The 11,655-nt window shown below is 68.5% G+C and carries 11 protein-coding genes; 6 read left to right on the top strand and 5 right to left on the bottom strand.

All coding sequences use genetic code 11. The annotated features are described in order from the left end of the window. Positions 1-3: 3 nt before the first annotated feature. Genes IB227_RS01185 through IB227_RS01175 form a run of 3 tightly spaced genes read left to right on the top strand, consistent with a single transcriptional unit; the run spans position 4 to position 3,297 of the window. Positions 4-303: a DUF2388 domain-containing protein gene (locus IB227_RS01185; RefSeq protein WP_132866073.1), complete on the top strand. Its 300-nt coding sequence runs from the start codon at positions 4-6 to the stop codon at positions 301-303. Continuing rightward, positions 300-2,177 (top strand): DUF4105 domain-containing protein, encoded by a 1,878-nt coding sequence (locus IB227_RS01180; protein WP_192285963.1) that lies wholly within the window; start codon positions 300-302, stop codon positions 2,175-2,177. Before IB227_RS01185 ends, IB227_RS01180 begins: the two co-directional genes overlap by 4 nt. Next, positions 2,164-3,297, top strand: a complete 1,134-nt coding sequence (locus IB227_RS01175; RefSeq protein ID WP_192285961.1) for an ATP-binding protein — start codon at positions 2,164-2,166, stop codon at positions 3,295-3,297. The genes IB227_RS01180 and IB227_RS01175 overlap by 14 nt, the downstream gene beginning before the upstream one ends. Before the next feature lie 142 nt (positions 3,298-3,439). On the opposite strand, the gene yeiP is transcribed toward IB227_RS01175, so the two are convergent. The 5 genes from yeiP to IB227_RS01150 form a co-directional block, all read right to left on the bottom strand. Beyond that, the gene (gene yeiP / locus IB227_RS01170; RefSeq protein WP_132863106.1) at positions 3,440-4,006 is read right to left on the bottom strand and encodes an elongation factor P-like protein YeiP; all 567 of its coding nucleotides are present in this window, start codon (positions 4,004-4,006) and stop codon (positions 3,440-3,442) included. 59 nt (positions 4,007-4,065) lie between these two features. Continuing rightward, complete coding sequence (locus IB227_RS01165) at positions 4,066-4,836, bottom strand: SDR family NAD(P)-dependent oxidoreductase (RefSeq protein WP_192285959.1); 771 nt, start codon at positions 4,834-4,836, stop codon at positions 4,066-4,068. Between the two features lie 82 nt (positions 4,837-4,918). Further along, on the bottom strand, positions 4,919-7,471 hold the full coding sequence (locus IB227_RS01160) for an EAL domain-containing protein (RefSeq protein ID WP_192285957.1): 2,553 nt from the start codon (positions 7,469-7,471) through the stop codon (positions 4,919-4,921). After that, positions 7,468-8,361, bottom strand: coding sequence for a hydroxymethylglutaryl-CoA lyase (locus IB227_RS01155; protein WP_132863109.1), 894 nt, complete (start codon positions 8,359-8,361; stop codon positions 7,468-7,470). The genes IB227_RS01160 and IB227_RS01155 overlap by 4 nt, the downstream gene beginning before the upstream one ends. 19 nt (positions 8,362-8,380) lie before the next feature. Further along, the gene (locus IB227_RS01150) at positions 8,381-9,169 is read right to left on the bottom strand and encodes an enoyl-CoA hydratase-related protein (RefSeq protein ID WP_192285954.1); all 789 of its coding nucleotides are present in this window, start codon (positions 9,167-9,169) and stop codon (positions 8,381-8,383) included. Positions 9,170-9,295: 126 nt separating this feature from the next. On the opposite strand from IB227_RS01150, the gene IB227_RS01145 reads away from it, so the two are divergent. The 3 genes from IB227_RS01145 to IB227_RS01135 are packed head-to-tail and all read left to right on the top strand — an operon-like array spanning position 9,296 to position 11,651. Beyond that, positions 9,296-9,544: a FeoA family protein gene (locus IB227_RS01145; protein ID WP_132863111.1), complete on the top strand. Its 249-nt coding sequence runs from the start codon at positions 9,296-9,298 to the stop codon at positions 9,542-9,544. Continuing rightward, complete coding sequence (feoB, locus tag IB227_RS01140) at positions 9,541-11,397, top strand: ferrous iron transport protein B (protein ID WP_192285952.1); 1,857 nt, start codon at positions 9,541-9,543, stop codon at positions 11,395-11,397. Before IB227_RS01145 ends, feoB begins: the two co-directional genes overlap by 4 nt. Beyond that, the gene (locus tag IB227_RS01135) at positions 11,397-11,651 is read left to right on the top strand and encodes a DUF6587 family protein (protein WP_192285950.1); all 255 of its coding nucleotides are present in this window, start codon (positions 11,397-11,399) and stop codon (positions 11,649-11,651) included. The genes feoB and IB227_RS01135 overlap by 1 nt, the downstream gene beginning before the upstream one ends. Positions 11,652-11,655: the final 4 nt, after the last annotated feature.

Below are 11,655 nucleotides of genomic sequence, written 5' to 3'. Positions count from 1 at the left end.
ACGATGATCCGCCCGATCCTGTTCTGCGCCCTGCTTGCCCTGCCGCTGTCGGTGTTCGCCTCCAGCTTTGCCGGAACATCGGCCGGATCGGCCTCGGGCGCGTCCTCCAACTCGTCGGGCAGCTCGTCCGGCGACGACAAGGTGGTGCTGGATGCGCGCGAAGACGCCGCCGGCTTTGTCGCCAGCAATGGCGCCATCCGTGGGGCATGGCTGGAAGCGGCCCTGATCCACCTGCGCGAGCGTGATGCCGCCGCCCGTGAAGCCAGCGACATGGAACTGGCGCGGAAGATCCTGGCGCTGTGACCGGCACCGGCCGGCTGCCGCGTGCGCGGTGGCTGGTAGTCCTGCTGGCCGGCCTGTTGGCCGCCGGCCAGGGCCAGGCCGCACTGCGCATCAGCGTGGACGGCCCGGGCTTGTCGCCGTCCGAACGGCGCGACAGCCAACAACTGGTCGAGGATGTCCTGCAGCGCGCGCCGCCTGCGCTGCGTGCACGTGCAACCCGCCCGTTGCGGTTGCGCTGGCGCGAGGATCTGCCTGAACACGTGCAAGGGCGCGCCCACGGCGATGTGCTCGGCCTGGACCGGCGTCTGCTTGATGCGCTGGACGGTGGTCATGAGCCTGATTGGGCCGTGGTGCGCGCCGCGCTGGTCCACGAGCTGGCACATGCGTTGGATCGCGCACCCGACGGTGGCTGGTCGAAGCAGGCCCGCTTCCGCGACCTGGCGGGGTGGCAGGAGCGCCCGCTCTGGCCGGGCCGGGGACGCAACCGCTTCACGCTACGCAGCCCGGATGCCTACGAGCGGGACAACCCGGTCGAGTTCTTCGCGGTCAACTTCGAGCACTACCTGCTTGACCCGCAGTTCGGCTGCCGCCGCCCGGCGCTGGCGGCCTGGTATGCCGCGCAACTGGGCGATCTCCCGGCGGAAGCCGCCGCAACCTGCGCCCCAGCCGTTCCGCTGATGAAGGCCGGCGAACAGGAGGGGTCCGCCGAGCTGGTCGAACTGGATCCTGCGCGTGTCTACCAGGTGGACTACCTGCTGGCCGAGGGCAACGACGTGCTGATGAGCCGCTGGGGCCACAGCATGTTGCGATTGGTGGTGTGCGCGCCGGGGCGGCCACCTGGCCCTGCCTGCCGGATGGACCTGCAACATCACCTGGTGCTGTCCTTCCGTGCCTTCGTCGGTGATGTCCAGATCTCCAACTGGCGCGGCTTGACCGGTTCCTACCCGTCGCGCCTGTTCGTGCTGCCACTGAACCGGGTGATCGACGAATACACCAAGGTCGAGCTGCGTGGCGTCTCGTCGGTGCCACTGGCGCTGGACCGGCAGGAAATCACCGGGCTGCTGCAGCAGGCCGCGCAGTTGCACTGGAGCTATGACGGCCGCTACTTCTTCATCAGCAACAACTGCGCGGTGGAAACCTGGAAGCTGCTGCGCGACGGTGCCCCGCGGCTGGGCCAGGCCGACCTGCAATCCATCACCCCGACCGGCCTGCGCGCGAAGCTGCAGCGCCAGCACCTGTTGGCGGCCGCCCCGCAGGACACCGCCGAAGCGGTGCGCGGGGGCTATTACTTCGAATCGGCCGCCGGTCACTACGCGCTGGTGTTCGCCTTGGCGCGGGAGGCCTTGGGGTTGCCGGTGGCCGATGTCGCGCACTGGCTGGCGTTGCCGGCCGGGCAGCGGCGGCCGTGGATGGAGCGGGCCGACGGGCAATCGCTGGCGGCGTTGCTCCTGCTGGAACAGGCCGGATGGCGGCGCCAGGAGCTGCTGGCCCGTGACCGCCTCAAGCGTGAATTGCTGGGGGGGAAGGACGCGGCGCGGCAGCATGCCGAGTTCCTGGCCCTGATGCAGCGCGCTGGCCTGCTGGTGGCACCGGGCGGGCTGCCGCTGGGTGGATATGGCATCCCGACCCCCGCCGAGCGCGATCTTGCCCGTGGGGCGGTGGCGGCGGGCGCACCGGAAGCCATCGCGCAATGGTCGGCGCTGCGCGCGGAAGCCTTGGCGTTGCTGCCTGCCGGGCAACAGGCGCAGATGGCCGGCATTGAATCGAATCTGGACTACCTGCGCCAACGCTTGCGTTTGCGGTACGGTACGTCGTCCTCCTTGCCAGTCGTACTGACCGGGGAGCGGGGGAGAGGACGACTTGTGGAGGGTGCGGTTGAGCATGGCAATGAATGATGTGCAGCTGCCCGATGGGGCGACGCAGCTGGCCGAGGATGTGATGCGACTGCGCTCATGCGCGGTCCTGCAGATGGACCACCACGGGCGGATCCTGGATTGCAATGCCGGTGTGCTGGGGGTCTTCGGCTACCGTTCCGATGAACTGGTTGGGCGTAACTTTGCCTGTCTGTTCAGCAGCGCCGAAGTGGACCGTGGCTCGGACCGCGCGGCCCTGACCAAGGCATTGCTGCACAGCTTCGAGAACCAGGGCCTGGCGATGATGCGCAAGGACGCCACGCGCTTCCGTGCCGGCTTGCTGCTGGAGCGGGTGGAAGGCAGCGGGGACACGACGCCGCGCGTGCTGATGGTGGTGCGCGACCTGAGCGATTTCTTCCAGACCCAGAAGCGGGTCAACGAGGCGCAGGAGATCGCGCTGCGCGCACAGCGGCTGGACGCGGTCGGCAAGCTGACCCTGGGGCTGTCGCATGACTTCAACAACCTGTTGTCGGTGATCGCCAACAGCCTGGACATGCTCGCCGCTCGCCGTACCGGTGACGAGAGTGCGCGCCGCATCCTGGACATCGCCCACCGTGCGGTGGAGCGGGGCACGCAGCTGACCCGGCAGATGCTGGCCTTTGGCCGCGGGCAGACGCTGGTGCCGGAGGTCAGTGACGTCGGCCACCTGCTGCAGTCGTCGCTGGAGCTGTATCGCCGCGTGTGCGGGGAGACCATCCAGCTGAACATCCAGGTGGCGCAGGGCCTGCCGCCGATCGCGGTGGATACCGGCCAACTGGAGGCCGCGCTGCTCAACCTGTTGAGCAACAGCCGTGACGCGATGCACGGGGTGGGCCGGGTGGTGCTGGAAGCCCGCCAGGAAACCGCCGTGCTGCCCGGGGGCAAGGGCGAGGAAGAGGATTTCGTCTGCATCACCGTCGGCGACAGCGGGCCGGGCATCCAGGCCGAGATCCAGGGCAGCGTGTTCGAGCCGTTCTTCACCACCAAGAGCGTGGGTGACGGCAGCGGGCTGGGGCTGAGCCAGGTGTACGGGTTTGCTTCGCAGTCCGGGGGCACCGCGACGATCGGCCGGTCGGCGTTGGGGGGTGCGGCGGTATCGCTGTACTTCCCGGTGGTGCGCTGATCCCGGAATGCCCTGTCATCCGGTGATGTCCGGATGACGGGCCCTGATGCAGGTCGAGGCCGGCATCAGCTTCGCGGCCGAGGCCGCTCCTGCCGGGGCAGGAGTGCCTTCCGGCGCGAAGCTGGGTGCACCCGGCTGCGGATCAGTCTGCGCGGCCGCCGAACTCACCGGTGGTGGTGTTGACCAGGATGCGCTCACCGTTGGTGATGTATTCCGGGACCATGATCTCGATGCCGGTGCTCAGCTTGGCCGGCTTCGGACGCTTGGTCGCGGTGCCACCCTTCAGCTCCGGCGGGGTCTCGACCACTTCCAGGGTCACGTGCTGCGGCATCTGGATCGCCACCGGCTGGTCGTCGATCACCTGCACGTAGATGCCGGTCAGGCCTTCGGTGATGTAACCGGCGTCGTCGCCGATCACGTCCGCATCCAGCGTGTACGGGGTGTAGTCCTCGTCATCCAGGAACACGAAGGCGTCGCCGTCCATGTAGGAATAGGTGGATTGGCGGCGCAGCAGCTCGACTTCGCTCAGGTTGTCATCGGCGTCGAAGCTGGCATCGAGCTTGTTGCCGCCCGGCACGCTGTACATGATGAAACGGAAGCGGACGTTGCCGCCGCGGCCCTGCGGCGAGCTGCGCTCGATGTCGCGGATCTGATAGACGCCGTTGTTGTATTCGACGACGTTGCCTTTCTTGATATCGCTGGCTTTCATGCTTGGAAAGTCGGTTGGGGTAAACGGAGGCGGGCGCCCTGGGGGCGCCCGCGGGGGGATCACTTCGGTGCCAGACGCACGGCACCGTCAAGGCGAATAGTCTCACCGTTGAGGTAGGTATTGCCAATGATGTGGCCGACCAGGCTGGCAAAGTCGGCCGGCTGGCCCAGCCGCGACGGGAACGGGATGGAGGCGGCCAGCGATTCCTGCACGTTCGGCGGCATGCCATCGACCATCGGGGTCCAGAACACGCCCGGGGCGATGGTCAGCACGCGGATGCCGAAGCGCGACAGCTCGCGGGCCATCGGCAGGGTCATGCCGACCACGCCGCCCTTGGAGGCGGAGTACGCGGCCTGGCCGATCTGGCCTTCATAGGCGGCCACCGAGGCGGTGTTGATGATCACCCCGCGCTCGCCATCGGCCGAGGCCTCGTTGTGCTGCATCAGGTCGGCCGCGGCCTTGGCCACGTTGAAGCTGCCGACCAGGTTGACCATCACCGTGGTCTGGAAATTGGCCAGCGGCATCGGGGCCTCGCGGCCCAGCACGCGGCCGGCGCCAAGGATGCCGGCGCAGTTCATCACCACGTTCAGCCCGCCCAGGAAGTCCCTGGCGGCAGCCAGGTTGGCGGCCACGCCGGCCTCGTCGGTGACGTTGGTGGTGAAGTAACGGGCGTTGTCGGCGCCCAGCTCGGCGACGGCGGCCGCACCCTTCTCGTCATTGAGGTCGAACAGGGCGACCTTGCTGCCGTTGGCGACCAGGAACTGGGCGACGCCGAGGCCGAGGCCGGAAACACCACCGGTGATGACAGCACGCACGGAGGACAGCTGCATTGGAACGATCCTGCGGAAAAATGGACCACCGATTCTAGCGGATGCGCCTGCTCCGCCCAGAGGGGCAGGCCGGCTCGCCGCTTCAGCGCAGGCGCAGGGCCAGTTCCCCGGGGGACAGCCCCGGGGAGAACAGGAAGCCCTGGCCGACCGGCACGCCCAGCTCCAGCAGGAACTGGCGCTGGGCCTCGGACTCGATGCCCTCGGCCACCAGGCCCAGGCCCAGGCTGCGGGCAATGCCGCAGACCGCCTCGCAGACCGCCACGTCGGAACGGTTGCGTGGCACCCCACCGATGAACAGCTGGCTGAGCTTGAGGCCATGGATGGGCAGGTTGCGCAGGTAGTTCAGGGCGCTGTAGCCCTCGCCGAAGTCGTCGATGGTCAGGATCACCCCCATCCCGCGCAGCTCGGCGAAGGTGCGCAGGGTGGCCGGGGCGTCCTCGATCAGGACCCGTTCGGTGAACTCCAGCTCCAGCGCGCTGCCGGGCAGGTCGAACGCCTGCAGTGCGGACTGGACCTGGTGCGCCAGCCGGTCGCCGCTGAACTGGCGGTAGGAGACGTTGATCGCCACCCGCACCAACCCCAGCCCCTGGTCGCGCCATTCGCGGATCTGCTGGCAGGCCTGGTGCAACACCCAGTCGCCGATCCGGACGATGTCGCCGGTGTTCTCGGCATGGCTGATGAAGATATCCGGGCGCAGCTCGCCCAGTTGCCGGTCGTGCCAGCGGATCAGCGCTTCGCAGGCGACCAGTTCGCCGCTGCGCAGGTCCACCTGTGGCTGGTACACCAGCCGGAACTCGTCGCGTTCCAAGGCCTTGCGCAGGCGCCGTTCGATCTGCAGGCGGTCGCGCTGGCGCCGGGCCAGCTCCGGCGAGAACGCCTGCCAGCCATTGCGGTCGCGGCGCTTGCACTCATACATGGCCAGGTCCGCGTTCTGGATCAGCTGCTGCGGGCGTTGCCCATGCTGCGGCGCGCGGGCGATGCCGATGCTGGTGGTGACCGCGAACTCATCCTTGCCGAACTGGAAGGGCGGCACGAAGGCGTCGGTGATGGCCTGGGCCAGTTGCTCGGGGCGCTGTGGCTGGTCGCGGGCATCGCAGGTGACCACGAATTCGTCGCCACCGAAGCGGGCCAGCAGGCCCTCGGTGCCGATGGCCTGGCTGATGCGGCGGGTCGCCTCGATCAGCAACTGGTCCCCGGCATTGTGGCCCAGCACGTCGTTGACGGTCTTGAAGCGGTCCAGGTCGATGTACAGCACCGCCACGCCGGCGTGGGAGGGGTTGCTCAGGCGCGCTTCCAGGTCGGTGAGCGCGGCATCGCGGTTCATGATGCCGGTCAGTGGATCGGTGCGGGCCTGGTTCTTGAGCGTTTCCTCGGCCTGCTTGGATTCGGTGATGTCCTGCAGGGTGCCGGCGATGCGGCTGGAGGCCAGGTCGCCGGGCTCGACCTCGCCGATCATGCGGATCCAGAAGCTGTGCCCGTTCGCGCGCTGCCCCTGCAGCTCCAGCTCGAAGCCGGCACGCTGCTCGACCACCCGGTCCATGGCCTCGCGCAGCAACTGGCGCGACCCCAGGTTCAGGCAGCCGAGCAGGGTATCCAGGTCCTCCGGCGGCTGGGCCTGGCCGAGGATGCGCTGGGCTTCGCCGGTCAGGTACAGGCGCTTCTGGCCGCGGTCCCATTCCCAGCCGCCGATGTGGGCCAGGGCCTGGGCGCGATCGAACAAGGCATGGTCGCGCTTGAGTTCGGTGATGTCGCTGAACAGCGAGAACACATGGTCGGGCAGGTCGCAGTTGGACGAGAACACCGGCACGGTGGTCATCGAGATCCAGATCATGCGGCCGTGCGGCCGGTGGTACAGGCCGACGATGGTGCTGGGGATGATGCGTCCGTCGCGGAACGCGCGTGCGACCGGCCATTGCTCCATGCCCAGGCGGCGGCCGCGCTCGTCGACGGTGATCCACTCATCGGCATCCACCGGTGCGCGGGCCGGCAGGTGGTTGGTCAGTTGCAGGATGCGGTGCGCGGCGGGGTTGGCCGAGAGGATGTTGAAGCTGCGGTCGAACAGCATCACTCCCTTGTCGATGGACTCCAGCAGCAGGCGGTAGCGCGTTTCGGCCTGCCAGCGCCGGCTCAGGTCGCGGGCGACGGCGACGATGCACTGCTGGCCGTCATGCTCGAACACCGCCGAATGCACTTCCACCGGGAAGCGGCTGCCGTCGCCGCGCATGTTGGTGACTTCCACCACGTAGGTCTCGCCGCGGTGGAGGGTTTCCCAGACCGGCTCCAGGTGGTCGGCGGGCAGGTCGGGGTTGAGCAGTTCGATGGGCTGGCCGACGATTTCCTCGCGGGTCCGGCCGTAGGCCTCGATGCCGGCCTTGTTGAGGTCCAGTACGACTCCGGTGGCGCTGAGGATGCTGACCGGGTCAGGCACTGCATCGAACAGCGCCTCGTAGCGGCGCTGGGCGGCGTGCCGCTCGGTCATTGCCTCGCTGAGTGCGGCGCGGGCGGCGACCAGTACCTGTTGCAGGGCAAGCGGCAGCGGCTGGTGCAGGGCCTGGTCCAGCCCGGCGAGCGCATCGACGTGGGCGGCGGGGTGTTCCCCCTCCGCGTGGACTATGCGCTGGCCGGTTCCGGTCATGACACTGTCAAAGCCTTTCCTGTCTTGCTGCCTGTCTGCCGGCCCAGCCGTTCGGCGAGCCAGTTCCCCGTGGCGGCAAGCGCCGGCAGATCGACGCCGGTGCTCATCCCCATACCGTGCAACATGTAGACGACGTCCTCGCTGGCGACATTACCACTGGCGCCACGCGCATAGGGGCACCCCCCGGTGCCCGCGACCGCCGAATCCACCACCCGGACCCCCACGTCCAAGCATGTGGCGATATTAGCCAGCGCCTGCCCATAGGTGTCGTGAAAATGGATGGCCAGGGCGTCGACCGGCAGTTCGGCGGCAACCGCCTGCAGCATCGCCCGCGCCTTCAGCGGGGTGCCCACGCCGATGGTGTCGCCCAGCGAGATCTCGTAGCAGCCCATCGCATGCAGGCTGCGCGCCACGCGCACCACGTCGGCCAGCGGCACCTCGCCCTGGTAGGGGCAGCCGAGCACGGTGGAGACATAGCCGCGGACCTTGATGCCATCGGCCTTGGCGCGGGCCAGCACCGGCTCGAAGCGACGCAGCGATTCGTCGATGCCGGCATTGGTGTTCTTCAGGTTGAATTGCTCGGAGGCGGCGGTGAACACCGCCACTTCCTGGACCCCGACCGCCAGCGCGCGCTCGTAGCCTTGTTCGTTGGGTACCAGTACCGGGTAGTTCACGCCGGGGCGGCGCTGGATGCCGGCAAACACCTCGGCGGCGTCAGCCAGCTGCGGCACCCATTTGGGGCTGACGAAGCTGGTGGCCTCGATGCTGCGCAGGCCGGTGGCCGAGAGCCGGTCGATCAGCGCGATCTTGTCGGCGGTGGCGACCTGCTGCTTTTCATTCTGCAGGCCATCGCGCGGGCCTACTTCCACGATGCGGACGAAATCGTTCATGGCGTTGCGATACCTGCGGTCACGGGGAGGCCCAGGCGGGCGGGCGCTTCTCGAGGAAGGCGGTCAGGCCTTCGCGGCCTTCATCGGAGGCGCGCAGCGCGGCGATCAGGCCGGCGTTGGCACGGTCCAGGGCATCGCGGTCACCGCCGGCGGCGGCTACTTCACGGACCAGGACCTTGGCCGAGGCCGCGGCGACCGGGCCGGCCTTGGCCAGCAGCGACAGCTGGGCGTCCACGGCCGCGTCCAGGGCCTCGGCCGCGACCACCTGGTGGACCAGGCCGATCTGCGCGGCGGTGGCCGCATCGAAGTGCTCGCCGGTGGCGAACCAGCGGCGCGCCTGGCGCGGGCCGATGGCCGCGATCACATAGGGCGAGATCACCGCCGGCAGCAGCCCCAGGCGGCTTTCGGTCAGGCCGAAACGGGCACCTTCGGCAGCGATGGCGATGTCACAGCAGGCCACCAGGCCGACGCCACCACCGAACGCGGCACCGTGGACGCGGGCGATGGTCGGCTTGGGCAGCTCGTCCAGGGTGCGCATCAGCCGGGCCAGGGCCAGCGAGTCCTGGCGGTTCTCGTCCTGGCTGGCGCTGGCCATCGCGCGCATCCATTGCAGGTTGGCGCCGGCCGAGAAGGAGGCGCCGGCCCCCGAAAGGACCACGGTGCGCACCGTCGGGTCATTGCCGACGGCTTCCAATGCGGTGGTCAGGGTCTGGATCAGCGCGGCGTCGAATGCGTTGTGCAGTTCCGGGCGGTTCAGTTGCAGGGTCGCGACGGCGCCCTGGCGGTGTACGAGCAATGCATCGCTCATCGGGAAAGCCTGAGTTGAACGGTAAGTGCGCGAATCATAGCGGTGCAGGACTGGGACGCCATGACGCGACGCGGCGATGCTAGAATTGATAACCATTCTTATCAACTCCTTAGAAGGGCCCATTCAGTGACGTTGTCCGAGTTGCCGCTGCATGCCTCCGCCAAGGTTGAAGACGTACAGGACCTGCATCCCAATGACGCCATTGCGCGCCGCCTGCGTGAGCTGGGCTTCGTGAACGGCGAGGAGGTGCGCCTGGTGGCGCGGGGCCCGGTCGGCGGCGAGCCGCTGCTGTTCCAGGTGGGTTTCACCCGTTTTGCCCTGCGCCGCAGCGAAGCGGCCCGGGTGCGCGTGCGTACTGAAGGAGTATCGGCATGAGTGGGGCAGTGGCACGGCTGGCGCTGGTCGGCAACCCGAACAGCGGCAAGACCGCCTTGTTCAACCAGCTGACCGGTAGCCGCCAGAAGGTGGCCAATTACACCGGCGTCACCGTCGAACGCAAGGAAGGCCGCATGCGCGGCCCGTCCGGCCGCGAGTACGCGGTGCTGGACCTGCCCGGCGCCTACAGCCTGCATCCGGCCAGCCTGGACGAGGCGATCACCCGTGACCTGTGCCGTGGTTTCTACCCCGGCGAGGCCGCGCCGGACGCGCTGATCTGCGTGATCGACGCGACCAACCTGCGCCTGCACCTGCGCTTCGCGCTGGAGGTGCGTGAGCTGGGCAAGCCGATGATCGTGGCCCTGAACATGGTGGATGCGGCGCGCCGTCGCGGCATCGAGATCGACGTGCCGGCGCTGGAAAAGGCACTGGGCGTGCCGGTGGTGGAAACCGTCGCGGTGCAGCGCAACGGGGCCAAGGCCCTGGTCGAGCGCATCGACGGGCTGGTGCCGCAGCTGGCTTCGCAGCCCCTGCAGCAACCAGTGGAAGCCGGCGAGCACCACGCCCAGGTGCGCGCCATCCTGGAAGCGGCGGTGCGCATGCCCAGCCGCACCGGCAAGGTCGACGACACGCTCGACCGCTGGCTGCTGCACCCGGTGTACGGGCTGCTGACGCTGGCGGTGGTGATGTTCCTGATCTTCCAGGCGGTGTACGCCTGGGCGACCCCGCTGATGGACGGCATCGAGGCCGGCTTCGGCTGGCTGGGTGAGTTCGCCGCGGCCAATCTGCCGGAAGGGCCGCTGAGCAGCCTGCTGGTGGACGGCATCATCGCCGGCGTGGGCGGAGTGATCGTGTTCCTGCCGCAGATCCTGATCCTGTTCTTCTTCATCCTGGCGCTGGAGGAGTCCGGCTACCTGCCGCGCGCTGCCTTCCTGCTGGACCGGATGATGGCGTCGGCCGGCCTGTCCGGGCGCTCGTTCATCCCGTTGCTGTCCAGCTTCGCCTGCGCGGTGCCGGGCATCATGTCGACCCGCTCGATCCAGGACCCGCGTGACCGCCTGGCCACCATCCTGGTCGCGCCGTTGATGACCTGTTCGGCGCGCCTGCCGGTGTATGCGCTGCTGATCGGCGCGTTCATCCCGGCCAAGACGGTGTGGGGCGTGTTCAACCAGCAGGGGCTGGTGCTGTTTGCCCTGTACGTGGCGGGCATCCTCAGTGCGCTGATGATGTCCTGGACGATGAAGAAGTTCCGCCGCGACAAGAGCGAGCACCCGCTGATGCTGGAGCTGCCGTCCTACCGTCTGCCCAACCCGCGTGACCTGGCGGTGGGCCTGTACGAGCGCGCGATGATCTTCCTCAAGCGCGTGGGCGGCATCATCCTGGCGCTGACCATCCTGCTGTGGTTCCTGCTGTCCTTCCCCGGCGCGCCGGAGAACGCGACCATGCCGGCCATCGACTACAGCTTCGCCGGCCAGATCGGCCATGCGATGGCGGTGATCTTCGCGCCGCTGGGCTTCAACTGGCAGATCTGCATCGCGCTGATCCCGGGCATGGGCGCGCGCGAAGTGGCGGTGTCCTCGCTGGCCACCATCTATGCGCTGTCCGCGGCCGATGACGATGCCGCCATCCAGGCGCTGACCCCGGTGATCAGCGACGGCTGGACGCTGGCGACCGGCCTGTCGCTGATGGTGTGGTTCATCTACGCGCCGATGTGCATCTCGACGCTGGCCACCATCCGCCGCGAGACCAATTCCTGGAAGCAGATGGCGTTTGCCACGGTGTACCTGTTCGCGGCGGCGTACCTGGCCGCGCTGGTGACCTACCAGGTGGCCAAGGCGCTGGGGGCAGGCTGATGGACAAGGGCATGCTGCTGCAGTACCTGATCATCGCGCTGGCCGTGCTGGTCAGCGCCTGGGTCGTGCTGAAGAAGCAGTTCCCCGGTGTGGTGCGGCGCCTGCGCGGTGCACTGGCGCTGTGGCTGGTGAAGCCGGCGCGTTCGCAGCGGCTGCAGGAGTGGGGGCGGCGGCTTGCGCCCCCGCCCGCCAATGGCGGCGGTGCCTGCGGTGGTTGCAGCAGCTGCGACACCAAGGCGCCCAAGCAGCATTGAACCG

It is taken from the genome of Stenotrophomonas sp. STM01 (assembly GCF_014852135.1).
Taxonomy (GTDB): Bacteria; Pseudomonadota; Gammaproteobacteria; order Xanthomonadales; family Xanthomonadaceae; genus Stenotrophomonas; species Stenotrophomonas capsici.
Note: the sequence above shows the minus strand (reverse complement) of the source record. Positions and strands in the feature narration are given on the sequence as shown.

Bases quoted from the DNA above. Each gene is read 5' to 3' on its own strand.
- IB227_RS01185 (WP_132866073.1), top strand. From the start codon at position 4: ATGATCCGCCCGATCCTGTTCTGCGCCCTGCTTGCCCTGCCGCTGTCG.
- IB227_RS01175 (WP_192285961.1), top strand. From the start codon at position 2,164: ATGGCAATGAATGATGTGCAGCTGCCCGATGGGGCGACGCAGCTGGCC.
- yeiP (WP_132863106.1), bottom strand. From the start codon at position 4,006: ATGAAAGCCAGCGATATCAAGAAAGGCAACGTCGTCGAATACAACAAC.
- IB227_RS01165 (WP_192285959.1), bottom strand. From the start codon at position 4,836: ATGCAGCTGTCCTCCGTGCGTGCTGTCATCACCGGTGGTGTTTCCGGC.
- IB227_RS01160 (WP_192285957.1), bottom strand. From the start codon at position 7,471: ATGACCGGAACCGGCCAGCGCATAGTCCACGCGGAGGGGGAACACCCC.
- IB227_RS01155 (WP_132863109.1), bottom strand. From the start codon at position 8,361: ATGAACGATTTCGTCCGCATCGTGGAAGTAGGCCCGCGCGATGGCCTG.
- IB227_RS01150 (WP_192285954.1), bottom strand. From the start codon at position 9,169: ATGAGCGATGCATTGCTCGTACACCGCCAGGGCGCCGTCGCGACCCTG.
- feoB (WP_192285952.1), top strand. From the start codon at position 9,541: ATGAGTGGGGCAGTGGCACGGCTGGCGCTGGTCGGCAACCCGAACAGC.
- IB227_RS01135 (WP_192285950.1), top strand. From the start codon at position 11,397: ATGGACAAGGGCATGCTGCTGCAGTACCTGATCATCGCGCTGGCCGTG.